Origin of the sequence: Mesorhizobium sp. GbtcB19 (genome assembly GCF_019091085.1) — a bacterium.
Classification (GTDB): Bacteria; Pseudomonadota; Alphaproteobacteria; order Rhizobiales; family Rhizobiaceae; genus Mesorhizobium.
Map to the genome: position 1 here is coordinate 32,330 of NZ_JAGXJY010000031.1, position 16,477 is coordinate 48,806.

Annotated in this window: 16 protein-coding genes; 7 read left to right on the forward strand and 9 right to left on the reverse strand. The window is 60.8% G+C overall.

Features of this window, described 5'->3' with window-relative positions; all coding sequences use genetic code 11:
* Window positions 1-4 precede the first annotated feature (4 nt).
* The 5 genes from KVT37_RS29960 to KVT37_RS29980 all read right to left on the reverse strand — a co-directional run bounded on the left by KVT37_RS29960 (window position 5) and on the right by KVT37_RS29980 (window position 4,657).
* Entirely contained in the window at window positions 5-1,465 is a 1,461-nt protein-coding gene (locus KVT37_RS29960) for a TadE/TadG family type IV pilus assembly protein (protein ID WP_217578626.1), read from the reverse strand.
* A gap of 60 nt (window positions 1,466-1,525) precedes the next feature.
* Entirely contained in the window at window positions 1,526-1,828 is a 303-nt protein-coding gene (locus KVT37_RS29965) for a hypothetical protein (protein ID WP_217578627.1), read from the reverse strand.
* A complete protein-coding gene (locus tag KVT37_RS29970; protein ID WP_217578628.1) occupies window positions 1,815-3,260 on the reverse strand; it encodes a type II and III secretion system protein family protein in 1,446 nt (481 codons plus the stop codon). Before KVT37_RS29970 ends, KVT37_RS29965 begins: the two co-directional genes overlap by 14 nt.
* Window positions 3,261-3,311: 51 nt before the next feature.
* The gene (gene cpaB / locus KVT37_RS29975) at window positions 3,312-4,334 is read right to left on the reverse strand and encodes a Flp pilus assembly protein CpaB (RefSeq protein ID WP_217578629.1); all 1,023 of its coding nucleotides are present in this window, start codon (window positions 4,332-4,334) and stop codon (window positions 3,312-3,314) included.
* 125 nt (window positions 4,335-4,459) lie between these two features.
* Window positions 4,460-4,657, reverse strand: coding sequence for a Flp family type IVb pilin (locus KVT37_RS29980; protein WP_217578630.1), 198 nt, complete (start codon window positions 4,655-4,657; stop codon window positions 4,460-4,462).
* 494 nt (window positions 4,658-5,151) lie between these two features.
* Between KVT37_RS29980 and KVT37_RS29985 the strand changes: the two genes are divergently transcribed.
* The 7 genes from KVT37_RS29985 (at window position 5,152) to KVT37_RS30015 (ending at window position 11,825) form a co-directional block, all read left to right on the forward strand.
* The gene (locus tag KVT37_RS29985) at window positions 5,152-6,537 is read left to right on the forward strand and encodes a CpaF family protein (RefSeq protein ID WP_217578631.1); all 1,386 of its coding nucleotides are present in this window, start codon (window positions 5,152-5,154) and stop codon (window positions 6,535-6,537) included.
* Window positions 6,538-7,509, forward strand: coding sequence for a type II secretion system F family protein (locus tag KVT37_RS29990; protein WP_217578632.1), 972 nt, complete (start codon window positions 6,538-6,540; stop codon window positions 7,507-7,509). It begins immediately after the preceding gene.
* An 8-nt stretch (window positions 7,510-7,517) separates the two neighbouring features.
* Window positions 7,518-8,474: a type II secretion system F family protein gene (locus tag KVT37_RS29995; RefSeq protein ID WP_217578633.1), complete on the forward strand. Its 957-nt coding sequence runs from the start codon at window positions 7,518-7,520 to the stop codon at window positions 8,472-8,474.
* A gap of 54 nt (window positions 8,475-8,528) precedes the next feature.
* Complete coding sequence (locus tag KVT37_RS30000; RefSeq protein WP_217578634.1) at window positions 8,529-9,083, forward strand: tetratricopeptide repeat protein; 555 nt, start codon at window positions 8,529-8,531, stop codon at window positions 9,081-9,083.
* Complete coding sequence (locus tag KVT37_RS30005; protein ID WP_254634350.1) at window positions 9,080-9,625, forward strand: prepilin peptidase; 546 nt, start codon at window positions 9,080-9,082, stop codon at window positions 9,623-9,625. The genes KVT37_RS30000 and KVT37_RS30005 overlap by 4 nt, the downstream gene beginning before the upstream one ends.
* A 53-nt stretch (window positions 9,626-9,678) precedes the next feature.
* On the forward strand, window positions 9,679-10,671 hold the full coding sequence (locus tag KVT37_RS30010; protein ID WP_217578635.1) for a phosphatase PAP2 family protein: 993 nt from the start codon (window positions 9,679-9,681) through the stop codon (window positions 10,669-10,671).
* Window positions 10,672-10,859: 188 nt separating this feature from the next.
* Window positions 10,860-11,825, forward strand: coding sequence for a phosphatase PAP2 family protein (locus tag KVT37_RS30015; protein WP_217578636.1), 966 nt, complete (start codon window positions 10,860-10,862; stop codon window positions 11,823-11,825).
* A 205-nt stretch (window positions 11,826-12,030) separates the two neighbouring features.
* On the opposite strand, the gene KVT37_RS30020 is transcribed toward KVT37_RS30015, so the two are convergent.
* The 4 genes from KVT37_RS30020 to KVT37_RS33900 all read right to left on the reverse strand — a co-directional run.
* Entirely contained in the window at window positions 12,031-13,347 is a 1,317-nt protein-coding gene (locus KVT37_RS30020) for an ABC transporter substrate-binding protein (RefSeq protein WP_217578637.1), read from the reverse strand.
* 98 nt (window positions 13,348-13,445) lie between these two features.
* The gene (locus KVT37_RS30025; protein WP_217578638.1) at window positions 13,446-14,060 is read right to left on the reverse strand and encodes a lytic transglycosylase domain-containing protein; all 615 of its coding nucleotides are present in this window, start codon (window positions 14,058-14,060) and stop codon (window positions 13,446-13,448) included.
* 329 nt (window positions 14,061-14,389) lie between these two features.
* Window positions 14,390-14,758 (reverse strand): hypothetical protein, encoded by a 369-nt coding sequence (locus KVT37_RS30030; RefSeq protein WP_217578639.1) that lies wholly within the window; start codon window positions 14,756-14,758, stop codon window positions 14,390-14,392.
* Window positions 14,759-14,872: 114 nt separating this feature from the next.
* Window positions 14,873-16,477, reverse strand: a 1,605-nt coding sequence (locus tag KVT37_RS33900) for a type I secretion C-terminal target domain-containing protein (protein WP_217578640.1), incomplete at its 5' end; no start/stop codon positions are given.

Sequence of the window (16,477 nt, forward strand, 5' to 3'; positions counted from 1 at the left end):
GGCTTCACCGGTAGAGTTGTGCTTCGTTGCGCTGGAGCTTTTTCAGGGTGTTCTGGCCCACCACGGTGCTGATGTCCTCTATCTCGGCGTAGATATTGGCGTCCGGCGGTCCTCCTGCCGGTTCCGTGACGAACATGCTGGCGAAGGCCTGTACCGGCAACGTCTGGTTGCCGCCTTTGACGTTGTTGTTGACGCAGTCGATAACCGCCACGTAGAGAAGCCGCCTGTCGGCACTCTGGGTGGTGGTGTTGCACTGAGGTGCCGTCTTCTCCTGTCCGCTTTTCAGCGTCGGATTGTTGATCTCGTATTTGTAGACGCAGTACCGGCTGGGGTTTGCGCCGCACGCGGTCAGCACCCCGGATGTGCTCGCATTGCCATGATTGACCGTCCAATAACCGGAGAAGTTCCACAGGCCGCTGCCGGGCACCCCCGCCTGCGCGCAGCAGCCGGTGTCCCTCGGGAGCGCCATGTAGTTGTTCGCCTGACCGCTGTTTGGGGCGGAATAGGCGCAGTTCTTCTTGCCGGCATTCGAGACGACCATGCCTTTGCGCACGTTGGGCGCCGGCGGGTTGAGGGTCGGATCGGTCTTGTAGGGCCCGCTGTTGTCGTAGAGATCGAAGCGTGTGTTGATGCCGGCGTCGACGGGCGGAATATTACCCGGGCGCGTCTTAACCCCGTTTTGGCTGTAGCAAGCCGGTGGGTTCGTCACGGCGAACATTTCGGTAATGGTGGCCGTGGACTTGTCGCCCTCCGGCGAAGACAGGAACCCGTAATTGCCAGGCAGATATTGGGCGTTGTTTCCGCCAGTCTGCTCCTTGAGCAGGATCATCGGCTTCTTTGTTCCCGAAAGAGCCGTCTGGAGCGCGCCGAGGGAGGTGTAGGGATTGCAGATGAACATCGGCGTGAACTGGCAGAGCGCGTTGGTGAAGCCGGCCACTGCCTGCGGCCGCATATCCATCGTTTCGCCGCCGCCGATGAAGCTCGCCGGGAAGATCGTAGCGAAAGCGCCCGCTCCATCTGTCGTCGTGCCGGAGGCGTTCACGGTGACTTCAGCGAACTTTACGAGCTTGGGGTCCGTGCTTGCCCAATTAACGCCGTTGGAATCGAGCCCGGCGGCGGTCAACGCGATGTTGTCGTTCGCTGGTATCCCGGTCAGGTAAGTGACGGTCACGTCGGCAAGCGCGAGCGGATGCTCGCCTGACGTCGAAAACAGTGTCTCGTTGGCCAGAAGATTGGTGACGGCCCGATTGGCGCGTGTGATGGCATCCGGGTTGCCATCCAGTTCCGCCGCGCCGGCAAGCGCCAGTGCGTCGACGCCCTTCTGCAGATCGCTGTGCAGCCCGTTGGCGCGGCTCATGTCGATCGCCAGCAATGCAAAGCCGACCAGAACCGGTAGCATGATGGAAACAAGGATCATCGCTATGCCGCGCTGATCGTTCCAGAATTCACGAATGGTCCCCAACATGACCCTACTCTCCATTCGTGTCGGGTGTCCTCGCGCGCCCGACGCGCTGCATCCTTCTCTTTAGTTCGCCCCGCTGGTTGCGCTCGACGGCCCGACATTGACTGTCATGTTCGTCGTCGGCGCGGACCCGCCTGGGGGCAGCTTGTATTTCTGAACGACGCCGACGGACCGTGCGCCATTGCCCTCGATCTTCGTGTTGTTCGAGGCAGGGTTATACGGATCGACCGTCTGCAGCAGCTGGTTGGCCTTCTGCGAGTCGCCGGAAGCCAGCGTCATCGTGTCGTAATTGTGCAGATAGTCGGCCGCGCAGCCCGCGAGCAGGCTGGTGCCGAGAAGAACGAGAAGGAGCTTATTTCTTGACATAGACCAGCTTGTCCTTCGATTTGACATCCAGCATGTGGCCATAGGGTCCGGTGACGCCTTCGCCATGCTCGTACATGCGGATCATGTCCTTGTTGACTTCGAGCTGGCCGAGCAGCATGAGCTCCGGATCGTTGGCCGGCTTCGTCTTGTCGAAAGGCGTCGCCAGCTGTTCGCCGGGCCTTACCGGCCGCACCAGATGCGGCGTGACGATGACGACCAGTTCGGTCTCTTCCTTCTGCGTGCTCGAATTCTTGAACAGCGCGCCGACGATCGGCACCTGGCCGAGCCACGGCACCTGATCTTGCTGGATGGTGTTCTTGCTGGAGAGCAGGCCGCCGACGGCGAAACTCTGGCCATCACGCAGATCGACCACCGTCGATAGTTTGCGGTTGGTGAAGATCGGGTCGCCGGCGGCGGTGAAGCCGGTCAGGTCGCTGACTTCCGGCGCCAGCTTGATGTGGATCTTGCCGTCGTCGAGCACCACCGGCGTGAAGTTCAAATTGACGCCGAACTGCTTGAACAGAATCTCGACCTCGCCTTGCGCGTTGACGCTGCGCACCGGCACCTCACCGCCCGCATTGAAGCTGGCCGTCTCACCGGAAACCGTGGTGAGATTCGGTTCGGCCAGCGTGCGAACGACGCCCTTCGCCTCAAGTGCTTCGATGATCAAGTCGACTTTGACATTGCTGTCGATAATGCGGGTGATGAGCGCCGCGAATGGGTTGGTCTTGGAGAGAAGGCCTGTGACCAGATCACCAGTGCCTAATTCGGTTCCGTCCTTATCCACCGTGCCAATGCCTGTTCCCACCCGGGTCGTGCCGCGGCTGTTCGTGCTCTTGAACGACACCCCAAGATCGCGGCCGGCATTGCGTTTGGCCTCGAGGATGCGGACCGAAAGATTGACCTGTTCGCTGTCATCGATCGTCACCGCATTGATGATGGAGTCCGGGCCGTATTGCTGCGTGACTTCCACGATGGATGCCAGTGTCGCCGCGTCCTTGACGTGACCGGAGAGCCTGACCTTGCCATTGATGGACCCGATCTCTATTCGAGCCTTGGGTGCCACCTGGCGAATGGCGACCGCCATGTCGCTGACATCCTGACCCACCTCGATCTGGATGGCGCCGAGCGAACGCTTGTCTTCGGAAAACAGGTTGACGGTGGTGGTGCCGACGGCCTTGCCGATGATGTAGAGCGTCTTGTCGGTCATCGGCTGTGCGTCGGCGATCTTCTCGTCGCCGACGACGATGTCGCCCAAAGTGGCGTTCACCTGGATCGTGGCGGATTGGGAAACGGGCACGAAAACGCGGTGCAGCGACGGGCTCGACACGTCGATGAAGCGGTCAGCCGCGGCAGCCGGCGCGTCAGAGATCGCCGATACGCCCAATACGGATAGCGCGGCCACCGCTATCCTGACCCAAAACCCCTGCATTACTCGTCTCCCCAATTTGCTGCCTGTGGCAGCCCGCCGCGCCGACCTTCGTCAGTCTTGTCGCGGCACCTCGTATGTTTCCAGCTTGATACCACGGAAAACTCCGACCGTCGCTTGCTTCGGCGGTTCCGGCTGGACGTATTTGATCACTTCCTTCACCTGCGGCTGAGCCTGTGGCGCGGCGGCCACGACCGTGACCGGCTTTGTCTTGCTCATCTGATCGATCTGGCTGCCGACCCGTTCGACCGCCTTGGCGAGGCCATCGATCTTCTCGTCGGCCTGCTTGCGCGCCGCTGCCTCGGCTGCCTGCCTGTCAAGCTCGGCCTGGCGCTTGGCGACATCGTCCGGCGTGTCGCCGGTCAAGTCCGCCAGCGTCACCCTCTCGTTCATCTCGCCCTTGCTGCCGGCAGCCTGGCGCAACGCCAACGACAATTGCCCGGCGCCCGCCGCGAGTGTCAGCTTCTGGGCGTCCTTGGTGCTGACTTCGACCGTGACCGCCTTCACGACTTGCGGGTTCTCCTTGCTTTCGTCGGCAACCTGGTCGACGGCCAGCACTTTCACGCTCTGCAGCAGCACGTCGACGAAACTCCTGTCGGCGCCATCGTCGCCGCGAACGTTGCGGGTCAACAGCACGTCGACCCTGTCGCCCGGGAAAACAAACCCCGCGACGCCGAGCACGTCGTTGACGCGGATCGAAACCGCTTTCATGCCCTCGCCAAGCACCGCCGACAAAGTGGCGCGCTGCCCGGCGCCAGTGATCTTGGAAGCCAGGATTGGCTCATTGACGCTGATTGTCTGGAGAGCCTGCCGTGCGCCGTCGCCGGCCATCGCCTCTTTGACAGTCTTGAAGGCGCCTGTTGGCACCGCTCCCGCCGGCCAGGCGATCTCATGCAATTTGTCGGCCGTCAGCGCGTCGCCGAATTTCAATGGCACTGCCGCGACCACCACCGTGCTGGCCTGCCCGCCGCTGGCCATTGCGTTGCGCTGGCCCGCCAGCCAGATGTTGACAAGCACGACTGCCAAAACGCCGAATATACCGGCTAGCACGATCATTATGAGTGTATTGGCGCGCATTTACCCCAAGCCCCATTTCAAGCAACCACACCGTAGCCCGTCAGATCGCACCCGGCCCGAGATTGCCTTGCGATATCAGCTCGACCAGGCCCGAGGTCCCCCCTCGGGCCTGGTCAGTTCCCAGATCAGCAGGTCATGTTCGAATCATGCGGCAACAGATTGTTGCACAGCGTGCTCCACGCATCGGTGACATAAATGCCAACGCCGATGATGAACACGATCACCGCCGCGGTGATGATGCCGATCAGAATCGAATATTCGACCATAGCAGCGCCGTTTTCATCGTCGCGGAACTGCCGGGCCATCGTCATGAGCTTCTTCATGCCAATTTCTCCCTTTGGAGGTTTGAACCCGACGAGACAGAGCCAAGGATGAACCCCATACCCAAGCATCCCCCGTCACGTTCAATCCTAGGTCGCGCTAAAAAACCGGTCAAACGGATTAACAGTCCTTTAACCTTGCAATACTCGATTTCAGATTCTTTCACCTTCTACAACAGCTTGATTCGCTTCACTTTTCAAGCGATCTTAACCATTCATTCACAATTCGGCCACACCCGTGGCCAGAGGATGCCACATTAGAAATATGACATATCCGTTTATATTAAAGGGGTTAGCGGGGTGATTTTCTGGGGGCCGCCAAACGTCTTAGGACTTTGGTCGGTAGGTGCCAAGCAAGTCAAAATAAAACGATTTATCAAATCTCGATTTCTTAACTATGTCGCAAGTAATACGTTCAATGTGTCCTCCAAGCCGCTTGTGCCCCTCGTGGTTAACGCTTAGTTTCGGTCTGGGGAACATATAAGGGGGTAAGCGGCATGTTGGGTCGCTTCATCAAAGGGCCGAATGAACAGAAGACGCCGCTGGCGCCGGTCGTGGCTGCTGCGCCGAATGGAGCGGTCACAACTCCCGCGGCAGAAGCAGAGCCGCCGGGCGATGATTTCCTGACCCTCAAGGTCGAATTGCATCGCCATCTCATCGACCGTTTTAATCTGGCGACGCTGGAAAACGCTTCAAAGGACGAGATCCTGAATGAGATCCGGCCGATCGTGCGCGAATTCGTGCGCGGCCGGAACGTGCCTTTGAATGCTCGCGAGCTGGATCAGCTGACCAGCGATACGGCCGACGAGATGCTGGGCCTGGGCCCCATCGAACCGCTGCTCAAGGACGACTCGATCACCGACATAATGATCAACACGCATGAGCGCGTGTTCATCGAGCGTCGCGGCATCATCGAGCAAACCTCGATCCGTTTCCGCGACGAGGCGCATCTGCTGCGTATCATCAACAAGATCGTCTCTAATATCGGTCGTCGCGTCGACGAGTCATCGCCGATGGCGGATGCGCGCCTCGACGACGGCTCGCGCGTCAACATCGCAGTGCGGCCGGTTTCGATCGATGGCCCGCTGGTGTCGATCCGCAAATTCTCCAAGAACCCTTATTCGCTTGAACGCCTGATGGCGTTCAACTCGATCCGCCAGCCGATGATCGACATGCTGAGGATTGCCGTGCAGGCGCGTAAGTCGATCCTGGTTTCGGGCGGCACCGGCAGCGGCAAGACGACGCTGCTCAATGCGCTCTCGAGCCACATCCCGTCGAAGGAGCGTCTGGTCACGATCGAGGACGCGGCGGAACTGCAACTGCAGCAGCCGCATGTCGGCCGGCTGGAAACGCGCCCGCCCAATGTCGAGGGCAGGGGCGAGATCCGCCAGCGCGAGCTGGTGAAGAACGCGCTGCGCATGCGCCCCGACCGCATCATCGTCGGCGAGGTGCGCGGCGAGGAAGCCTTCGACATGCTGCAGGCCATGAACACCGGCCACGAAGGTTCGATGACCACCATCCACGCCAACACGCCGCGCGACGCCATATCGCGCCTGGAACAGATGGTCGGCATGGCGGGAATGCCTATGTCGCACGACTCCATCCGCGCGCAGATCGCTTCCGCCCTCGACATCATCGTGCAGACGCAGCGTCTTTCAGATGGCGGCCGGCGCGTGATCTCGATTTCGGAAATCACTGGCATGGAAGGCAATGTCGTCCAGCTTCAGGAAATCTATCATTATATCCGGCGCGACGTTGCGGCCGACGGCACGATCATCGGCGATTTCCGCGCCACCGGCGTTCGCCCCCGTTTCGCCTCCGAGGCAGCCACGCTCGGCCTTCATTTCGCCAAGGATGCCTTCAATCCGCAGGTAGCCCTATAAATGCTGACGGGACAAACGCTGCTCTATTTTATCTACGTGGTTGCGGCCGCCTCCGTCATCCTTGCCGGCGAGGCATTTTACCTCTCTCTCACGCGCCGGCGCTCGCACCTGCTCGCCGTCAATCACCGGCTTCGCCGCCTCGCCGATGAGGCGCCCGCGGAGCAGACCCTGCAAAGCCTGCTGCGCGAGCGCGGCCTGACCGGTTCAGGAGACTTCGCGTCCAGCTTTATCTGGTTGAACCGGCTGTACACCCGATCCGGCATAACCGGAAACCCGATGACTTTCGCGATGTCGTTCCTTCTCGCCGGTTTAGCGCTGGCGCTGCTTCTCTGGTTCCTGGTTGGCGTCTCGGCGCCGGCGGCTTTCCTTATCTTCCTGGCGGTGGGGTTCGCATTGCCGCTGCTTGTCCTGCGCCGGGCCTGCAAAAAGCGGATAGCGAAGTTCGCCAGGCAGTTGCCCGATGCGCTCGACATGATCGTCCGTTCGCTCCGCGCCGGTCATCCGGCTTCGGTCGCGATCGGTCTCGTCGCGCGCGAGATGCCCGATCCGCTCGGCACGGAATTCGGCATCGTCGCCGACGAGATCACCTTCGGGCTCAGCATGGAGCAGGCGGTGCGGAAACTGTCGGAGCGGGTCGGCTTCGAGGGCCTGCACCTGCTGTCGGTGTCGCTCTCGATCCAGGCCAAGACGGGCGGCAACCTCACCGAGATCTTGGCGAATCTGTCGACCGTGCTGCGCGAAAGGCATAAGCTCAAATTGAAGATCAGGGCGCTCTCGTCCGAGGGTCGCGTATCCGCGTGGATCATCTCGTTGTTTCCTCTCGTTATGTTCCTGATCCTGATGCTCTTGGCGCCGTCCTATTATGGCAAGGTCTGGGGTAGCCCGTTGATCCTGCCGGTGTTCGTGACATTCGGGAGCTGGGCGCTGCTAGGCGTCTACATCATGTATCGCATGGTCACTTTCGATTTCTAGGAGGGACCATGAGCCTGCTTTCGAACACGAACGACCTGACCTTTCTGGTTTCACTCGCCGTCTTCGCGGCGGCGGTGACCTTGTTCCTGTTCGCCGCACTGGTTTTCCTGCCCGCGATGCAGACGCGCAGGCTGGTGACGGACAGTCTCGTCGGCGATGGGCATGTGGATCGCCGCTCGATCCTGGCGCAAGATGTCCTCACCAAGGCTGCGGCGCAAAGGCCGGTCGAAGCCTACTTCAAGTCGATGGAGAAGGAACGCAACGAGCCGGATGCTCTCGAAGCCAAGCTTTTTCGCGCTGGTTTCTATCAGCCGAGCGCACCTGTCATTTACACGCTTTGCCGGCTTGGGGCTGTCGCCATCGGCTTTCTGCTTATGTATGCCCTCCTGTCCAAGGTATTGCCGGCGCGATTGCCTGGCATCTTCGCCTTTGCGGGCGCAGGCCTGTTCGGCCTTGGCTGTATCGTCATTCCGAGCATCATGCTCGATCGCTTCGAAAATACCCAGAAGCAGATCTATCGTCGCGCCTTTCCCGATTTCATGGACATGATGATTACCTGCGCCGATGCCGGCATGAGTCTCGAGGCGGCGGTCGAACGGGTGAGCCAGGAACTGGCGGGCACGCATAAATGGCTGGGCATCCAGCTTACGATCATGAACCTGCAGTTGCGGGCAGGTAAGCCGTTGCGCGAGGCGTTGCGTGAACTCGCCGATCGCATCGGACTGGATGAAGCGAAGGCCTTGGCGGTGTTGTTCCGGCAATCGGAAGAGCTGGGCACCAGTCTCACCGATGCCTTGCGCGTTTACAGCGCCGAGATGCGCGACCAGCGGATCCTGCTAGCGGAAGAACGTGCCAACTCCCTGCCCGTCAAGATGACGATCCCGCTTGGCTTGTGTATCTTTCCGGTGGTGCTGATGATCATTATGCTGCCGGTGATCATTCGCATGAAGGGCATTTTCTTCTGATCCGTCATATGATTATCTTCTAAAATTGAGTCGGAGGGCTCCTTGGGGCACAAAATGATAAGGCCGATGCGCCTCGCCGTCGCAACCAGCATGCTGCTGGTCATGCTTGCCGGTTGCCAGTCGACCGACGGCAACAGCACCGGCGTCGTGCGCACCAATGAGCCGGCCAAAGGCGACTACACCGCCTTTGGCGATACCTTCGATGGACTGAAAACGATCAGCGATGTCGATTATTACGCCTCGGACCAGGCGGTTGCCGAGGCCAAGACGCAGTTCCGTTCCGAAAATTACGGCAATGCCGGCGCCCTGTTCTACAAAGCGACTAGGCTGGCGCCGAATGACGGCGTCGCCTGGCTAGGTCTTGCCGCGTCCTGCGACCGTATAAGGCGCTTCGATCTGGCCGACATGGCCTATGGCCGTGCCTACCGGCTGCTCGGCGCGACACCGGAATATTACAACAATCTCGGTTATTCCTATCTCCTGCGCGGCAAGCTGCAGGATGCGCGCAGCAACTTCCTCAAGGCCTATGAACTGGCGCCCAACGATCCGACCGTTGCCAACAATCTGAAGCTGCTATCGTCCAGCGTCCGGAACATAGAACGGTCATGACCATTTTGCTGACCGCTTCGATCGTCTTCAAGGGGTTGGCCATCCTGCTGCTGGGAAGAATCGCCTGGACAGATTTCAGCGCGCAGAAGATATCCAACCGTGACGTGCTGCTGCTGCTCTGCCTCGGGCTTGGCGCCCTGCAATTCCAGGCGTTGCAAACTCATTCATGGCTGGAAATGGGAATCAGCGCGTTCGGCGGCGCCGCGCTGTTTCTTGCGCTTTTTCCATTCTGGCTCTTGCACAAAATCGGTGCCGGCGACGTCAAGTTGATGAGCGTTACGCCGCTTCTGATTGGCGGAAGCCATCTCATGGTGTTTGCCGTGGCGCTGCTGGTTTTCGCGATCGGCACGGCCGCTTTGGTCAAGAATCCCTTCCTGATGCCGGCCGGCATATTCCGCCACTATGTGCAGCATATGGATCGCAAGGGCGTCGTGCCGTTCGGCGTGCCGATATCCGCGGCTGCCATCTGCGCGTTGGCCCTGCAGATGTACCACGCGATCATGGTGGCAACCAGTTCCGGGATCTTGGAGCAGCTTAATTAACTCTGCCTAAGTCCGCGACATGGGCCAAACGGTGAATCGGGATGAAACGGTCAGTGTCCCATCGCTACGTGGCAGTCATTATTTTCGTGACGGCGATCTTTGTAGCAGCCGATCTCATTATGCTCCCGCTGTCGGACGTGACATTCAGCCCGTCCAACTGGGTCTATCTGCTGAAAGCCGTGCCTCTGGTAGCATTCTTCTTTGCGGCCGCGCGGATCGTGGAAATGCGGCGGCCCAGGTTCCCGGACGCCATGCAAGCCTTTTTGGTGCGCACTGTCGGTTCCATGGAGAACATAGGGACTTTTCTTGTGCTCTTCATCCCGCTTTCGGGGGCGAGTTTCCTGTTTATGTATCTCGCGGCGAACACCACACGTCCGCTGATGGACGCCTACCTGGCGTCGTTTGATGCCGCGGTCGGCTTCAACTGGATCCGAACTGTCGAGCTCGCCAACATGGTGCCATCGGTGGCGGCGGTAATGGTCTTCTGCTACGCCGCCCTTGCCTATCAGGTTCCACTAGTCTTTCTGGTGCAATCGATCGGTGGCGGCCGTGAGCGGATGTTGGAATTCGTGGCCTTGAATGCACTCTCCGGGCTTATGACAGGCATCCTGATGCTGGCCGTGCCCGCCGCGGGTGCGTACTCCTTCCATATGCCTGATCGCGGTATGTTCAGCCATTTCACCGGCGTCGGAGGTCTCGCCCATCTCTCGACCCTCGCGCAGCTGCGGAGTTCGACGCCATTCACATTTGTGATTGGCAACACAATCGGGCTTACCAGCTTTCCTTCTTTTCACACCGCGCTGGGCATCATCATCACCTACAATTTGCGGCGCTCGATCCTGTTTTGGCCGGTGGCCGAGATCAATGCGATTATGATCCTCGCCACGGTCCCGGAGGGCGGCCACTATTTCGCCGATGTGCTCGCCGGAGCCGCGGTTGCTTTGGTTTCCATTGCCGCTACGCGCGCGGTAAGCGCCGGGCCAGTGGCCGAGGTCAGGCAGTCCGCTGTTTCGAGTTCAGCCATGCCATTTGACAGCGCGGGGTGATGCGGATGGACGGCCTTAGGCCTCTTCGGGCCTTGTATGCCAACCGGCCGCTCTTTTTGACGGCTACGGCTCTGGACTAGGCCCACCCTCGACCATCTCCAGTCGAAACGACCCCATGGGTCGGGTCGATTTGGTTACGCTTTCGGGGAAATTGATAGTAATTTTCATCACTCGGGGGAGTGGTCTTGATGAGCGCATATCATCGATACCTGTTGGTCATAGTCGCCACCATCGGTCTTTTAGCGCTTTCGGACGCCATCCTATTGCAACGATCCGCTATTTACCTGACGCCCGCAATCGCGGCCGGGGCGGTGTTTGGCATCGCCTTTGGCGCAATGTTCTTCGGCCTGTCTAAACTACTCTATCTGAGCATGCGCCGCGCGACTGGTACGCTTGGAAATGCATTGGCGGGAGTATCGGAGGGGCTGGAGTGCGTCGGCGTCTTCGTGATGCTGTTTTTCGTCTTTTCGCCTGCCAACGGCTTGTATATGTTTCTCGCCGCCGCTACGCAGCGTCCGCTGATGGATGGAGCCATGGCCGCGATGGACCGGTCGATTGGCTTTGACTGGCCGGCCGTGGTCGAGGCGGCAAATTCGTCGCCGTTGCTGGCCTCGGTTCTTGTGGCCAGCTATGCCTCTGTCCTCTACCAGGTGCCGCTGGTGCTGATATTCCATGCCTCGATGAGCGGCCAGGCCCGGTTCTTCGAATTTGCCGCCACCTTGGTCGTTGCCCTCTTCATGACCACCACAATGTCAATGCTGGTCCCGACCGCCGGAGCCTATTCCTATTATCAGCCGCAGGCGTCGTCCTATAGCCATTTCACGGCGGTCGGCGGGTTTGCGCACTTGGAAACCCTTCACAAGCTTCGCTCGCTGGCGCCTTACGAATTCACCATGCGCGAGATGGTCGGACTGGTTTCCTTCCCGTCGTTTCACACGTCTCTAGGCATTTTGGTCGTCTTTGCCCTTCGACGCACATTCCTTTTTTGGCCGGCCGTGCTGGTCAATACGGCGATGATCGCCGCCACCGTTCCGGAAGGCGGCCACCATTTCATGGACGTCGTTGGCGGAGCTGTCATAGCCGTCATCTCGATCGGCCTGATCCGTTGGGTCGGCAGAGAAGCCGGCACTCTGAGAGAACTCAAGTCAGCGTGATCTTAGACTGTCCGATTAAGTCAGGCGCCACCTGCGTTGCGGCGCCGGCTTCTTCTGTGGCGGTTCGCTCGACACGGCCGGCTTTGGCGAGACAAACACCAAGCGTTCGATGACGGCCACCGCACCTGCCACGACAGCGGCTATCGCAACTAAGGCGAAAAGCTTTCTAAGAAAATCCAACGAGACCCCCAGAGCCCAAATTATTCTAAAACCCCGACGTCGATTTCTCCACCAGCTTCAACTGGCCCTTTTCCACTTTGAAGAACGGCATCGATCTTTGGCTCGAGCCGTCGGCGCGGAAGCGGAACAGGCCGGTCGAGCCGCGGAAGCCGCTCGTGTTCTCCAGCACCTGCTTCGAGAAGCCGGCGGGGCCGGCTGAGCTCGCGATGCCCGCGCTCAGCGCCACCATGTCGTAGGCATAGGCCACGTTCATGTCCGGCTGGTAGTTGTAGGTCGCCTTGAAGCGGTCGGCGATCGGTCCGGTCTCGCTCTGGTCGAGCGTCGCGATATAGGCGCCCTCGTAGAGCGGATCCATCGGGCGTTCGAGCCAGCGGTCGGTGCCGATCAGCGTCACGGCTTTGCCCGGAATGCCCTTCGCCTTCAGCGCCGCAAGCACCGGGGCAGGGCTGCCGTCGCCGCTGGCGACGACCACGGCGTTGGGCGCGTCGACCAGCGAGCCCATGTCGGACACCACCTTTGCGCCGTCAGTCACTGAGTAGGGCAGCGTCACCGCAAGCGTGGCGCCATAGATGCTGAGCGCGTTGGCAACCCGCGATTCGATGGCGCTGCTGTCGGTGCCCGCCGGCACCATCAGCACGAATTTCTTGGCGCCCTTGCTGGCGATTGCCGCCGCGCCCGCCGCGGCACTGTCGGCTTCGCTCAACCGCACGGAATAGACGCCGGGGCCGCCGGCGAAATTGTCGGCCAGCGCCAGCACCGGCGGCCGCTTCGATCCGGAGAGCTTGGCAAGATGCTGCGTGGCCGCAAGCTCGGACGGTCCGATGATGACCTTCGCCGCGCCCGACGTGATCGCCTTCACCGCGAGGTCCTTGGCGTAGCCGCTGTCGCCGCGCGTGTCCTGGATCGTCAGCGTCAACAGCTTGTCGCCGAGATCGGCCATCGCAAGCCGCGCGCCGTCATACATCTTGCGGCCGTTCTCGCCCGTGCTTCCGGCGGCCGAGAGCGGCAGCAGCATGGCCACCTTGGTCGGCCCTGAGCCGAGCGTCAGGTTGGCCTGCGCGGCGGCGGCCGAGGTCGGGCCGCCCTGGGTCGTACTGGCCTGGGCTGGGTTGCCCTGGTTCGCGTTGCTTGCCTGCTGGGCGGGCGCCGCCGGACTACCCGGCGTCGGACTGCTTGCCTGCTGGGCAGGCACCGCCGGGCTGCCTTGTGCCGCGGGCGCGGCAATCGCCGCCGGATCGAGCACGTCCGACGCGCCGCTCTTGGATTGGCATCCGCACAGCGTCGCAACCAGGCCGAAAGCAATGGCCCATATTCGCGGATCGTGCCGATCAAATCTCATCATACGTCCACCCGAGTGTCGCCGGGTATTGTCCCGGTCTATCTTCTATTTCGTCTTAACGTCTTGCTTGCCGGGCCGCCGCTTCATTCTCGGGCCGCAGCCTAGCCGTCGAACAGCCGCGCCCTGAGCGCCTGGATCGTTCTTGCCTGCGCCGGGCTGCGATACTCGGCGCATCTCATGTATCGCGGCCCGGGCACGAAGAAGCGGCGCACGCAGACCCGTTTTCCCTGGCCAGGGACAAGCTCGTCCACCGAACCGTCGGAAAAGCCGACCGTCGCCACCGGCAGCGGTCCGGTCACCTCGAAACCTTCCCTTGCCAGGATCGCGCGTGCGCGCTGGCAGTAATTGACCGACCGGACCGAGAAGCGGGTTTCCCCATGCCCGGCCCGATATTTCATCACGGTGGTGCAAAGATCGCCCGCGGCGAGCCTGTTTGCCTGCGCCAGATACTTGACGCCGAGCGCGATGTTGGTCGCCGGCTCGCCGAGCTCGTCGAGCGAGCCGCGAAAGCCGAGCATGCGCGCCGTTGCCGGCATGACCTGCATCAGGCCGACTTCGCCGTCGGCGCCGTGCACGCCAGGATCGAAGTCGCTTTCGATCTCCATCACCGCATGCGCCAGCACCGGCTCGAGGCCATAGCGCGACGCCTGGCAGGTTGCGAATGCCTTGAATGTCTCGCGGTTCCGTTGCGGCGCCGCATCACAGTGGATGGGCATTGCCTGCCGCAGCTGCGGTCGTTCCAGCCAGTTGGCGTGGACGGGTGTCTGGCCCAAGCCAAGCAAGGCGACCGCCAAAGCAATTCCAGGAAAAGTGCGTTGCGGTTTTCCGTTCGGAATTGCGTCAAAACAAAGAGCAATTCCAGGAAAAGTGCCTAGCAGTCGGGCTCGGCGACTTCGCCGTAGCCTTCCGTTGGGAATTGCGTCACAACAAAAAGCTAGAACGGTTCGCCGTTTCTGCGAAACGGTGAACCGCTCTAGCGCGATCGCCTTGAGCAGCTTTCCGTCGGCCACCATCGCTGCCAGCTGGTGCTCTGTGGGCCGTCAGCTCAGTGCATATACTCGACCATGCGGTCGTGGAAGCACTCGCATTTGTTGAGCGTATCCTCGTCCTTGTAGTTCGTCTTGAGATAGCCATAGGCCATGCCGCAGGCGACCTTGGCTTCCGAGGCCCAGACGAAGGCGGGGCGTGACGAGTTGATCCATTCCGGGCTGTTGGCGACGGCGACCGATTCGTCCATCAGCTTCACCACATGGTCCTTGAGCTCGACCATATTGTCGGTCAGCACCAGGTCCGAAGTGCCTACGGTGCGGCAATAGTTTATCGCCGGCTCGCCGATAATGTCGGCGGCGAAGCCCGTCGATCCGGCGAGCAGCAGCGCCGTGGCCGAAGCCAGCAATCTTGCACAACGCTTCATGTAAGTCCCTCTCCAAAAAGCAAATTCACGGTTCGCTAATGCATAGCATGGAAGCGTGGCGCTGCGCTACGCCGCAGCGCCACCAAGTTTGCGTCATCCGATCGATCACACTCATCAAGTCACGGTTTCCGTGTGGGTGTGGGTGTGATCATACAGAATGGTAATCGCGGAATTCACGCCAACTCCCGTCAGTGTTGCCACTTCAACCATGTTGCCGCCGGCCGCGGTACCGTTGTCGTCGACCATCACGTGAGCCGCATTGTTGGAGAAGGTAACATTGACGGCGGCGTCGGCCTGCGGATCCGTGGTCGGCGCGTTGGCGCCGAGGGACTTGAGCAGGTCTGACAGGTCGATGACGTCATGGCCGGGCGCATAATCTGCGATGACGTCGGCCACGTGAACCGTAAGCTTGGATGGATCGATCACAAACGTATCGTTCCCGCTGCCACCGGTCATGTGGTTGAGTCCAGCGCCACCGTAGAGGATGTCGTTCCCGTCAGCGCCGATCAGCGTGTCGTTGCCTGAGCCGCCGGCAATGACGACGCCGTCATTTCCGTCGACCGGAGCAAAGGCAGCGTTATGCGCGTCGAGCGTCAGCGCGGAGGTCGTGGCGATCGTCAGCGGATCGGCGAGCGTCGAGGTGTCGCCATCGCGGTCGGTCGCCGACAAACCGAAATTCATCGTCAGATCGTGGATCGTCGTCACCTCGCCATAGGTGATGTTGTTGAAGGCGAAGGTCGGGTTGCCGCTGACCGCATGGTCATAGGTGACGTTGACGTCGTCGTAGACGTGGTTGACATACAGCGTATAGGTGCTGGTCGCTGCGTTGAACGCCACGCCGCCATTGGTCGTCAGAAGCGTGTTGTCCGAGGTCTCGACGATCTTGATCGTGATGTCGGTCGCGGGCTTCGTGATCTGGAGATCGAAGTCCCTGACGGAGCCGCCATTGTCGAGAACATGGAACTGGATGTCGGCGACGCTGCCGTTGCTTCCGCCCCACTTGTTGAGAACGAAGCTGACTGTCGTCTGATCCTGCGTGAAGTTGAGGTGCAGCGTCTCATGCGGATCCATCTGCTGCCCGCTGCTGCCGACCGCAATGCCAACGTTGGAAGCCTTGACCTGCGTTGCGACGCCGTTGAGATCGCCGGTGATGACGAGTTGGCCGTCCGGCGAGGTAAGCGAATTCTGGCTACCGCCGGAAGACGCGAAGGCGGAATCTCCGGTCACGGTCGTCGTCGTGATCACCGACGGCGAGTTCAAAGTGTAGTCGTAGGTGCCGTTCGCGTTGAGATCGAGCGTGAAGAAGGCGCTGCCTGCCGGATTGCTCGTGTCCGAATAGGCATGCATCAGCACGCCGCCGTCGGCCTGTGCGGTCTCGGTGTAGTAGAAGGTGAAGATCACGGCGTGCGTGGTTGCGTCTTGAACCTGAACGGTCGTGACGCCCGAGTTGGTGGCCTGGGCGAAAGTCACCGCGCTGCCGCTGTATGTGCCGCTCGCCAGCAGCGCGAGCGACAGGTGATCCAATCCGTCGGCGCCGAAAGCCGCGTTGTAGGTCCCCGTGAAGCTGGTGCCGGCCTGGTTGGCCACGATCGCGTCCATCACGGAATTGAAGACCGGGCCGTCGTCATGGAAGGTGGCCTTGGAGCCGAGGTCGAGTGATTGCGAGGCCTTGTCGCCATCATTGTCGGTCACCGTCGCCGTCAGCGTCACCAGGCCCGA

Bases quoted from the DNA above. Each gene is read 5' to 3' on its own strand.
- KVT37_RS29995 (WP_217578633.1), top strand. From the start codon at position 7,518: ATGAGCCTGCTTTCGAACACGAACGACCTGACCTTTCTGGTTTCACTC.
- KVT37_RS29970 (WP_217578628.1), bottom strand. From the start codon at position 3,260: ATGCAGGGGTTTTGGGTCAGGATAGCGGTGGCCGCGCTATCCGTATTG.
- KVT37_RS29960 (WP_217578626.1), bottom strand. From the start codon at position 1,465: ATGTTGGGGACCATTCGTGAATTCTGGAACGATCAGCGCGGCATAGCG.
- KVT37_RS29965 (WP_217578627.1), bottom strand. From the start codon at position 1,828: ATGTCAAGAAATAAGCTCCTTCTCGTTCTTCTCGGCACCAGCCTGCTC.
- KVT37_RS29980 (WP_217578630.1), bottom strand. From the start codon at position 4,657: ATGAAGAAGCTCATGACGATGGCCCGGCAGTTCCGCGACGATGAAAAC.
- KVT37_RS30000 (WP_217578634.1), top strand. From the start codon at position 8,529: ATGATAAGGCCGATGCGCCTCGCCGTCGCAACCAGCATGCTGCTGGTC.
- KVT37_RS30025 (WP_217578638.1), bottom strand. From the start codon at position 14,060: ATGCCCATCCACTGTGATGCGGCGCCGCAACGGAACCGCGAGACATTC.
- KVT37_RS29990 (WP_217578632.1), top strand. From the start codon at position 6,538: ATGCTGACGGGACAAACGCTGCTCTATTTTATCTACGTGGTTGCGGCC.
- KVT37_RS29985 (WP_217578631.1), top strand. From the start codon at position 5,152: ATGTTGGGTCGCTTCATCAAAGGGCCGAATGAACAGAAGACGCCGCTG.
- KVT37_RS30015 (WP_217578636.1), top strand. From the start codon at position 10,860: ATGAGCGCATATCATCGATACCTGTTGGTCATAGTCGCCACCATCGGT.
- KVT37_RS30030 (WP_217578639.1), bottom strand. From the start codon at position 14,758: ATGAAGCGTTGTGCAAGATTGCTGGCTTCGGCCACGGCGCTGCTGCTC.
- cpaB (WP_217578629.1), bottom strand. From the start codon at position 4,334: ATGCGCGCCAATACACTCATAATGATCGTGCTAGCCGGTATATTCGGC.
- KVT37_RS30005 (WP_254634350.1), top strand. From the start codon at position 9,080: ATGACCATTTTGCTGACCGCTTCGATCGTCTTCAAGGGGTTGGCCATC.
- KVT37_RS30020 (WP_217578637.1), bottom strand. From the start codon at position 13,347: ATGATGAGATTTGATCGGCACGATCCGCGAATATGGGCCATTGCTTTC.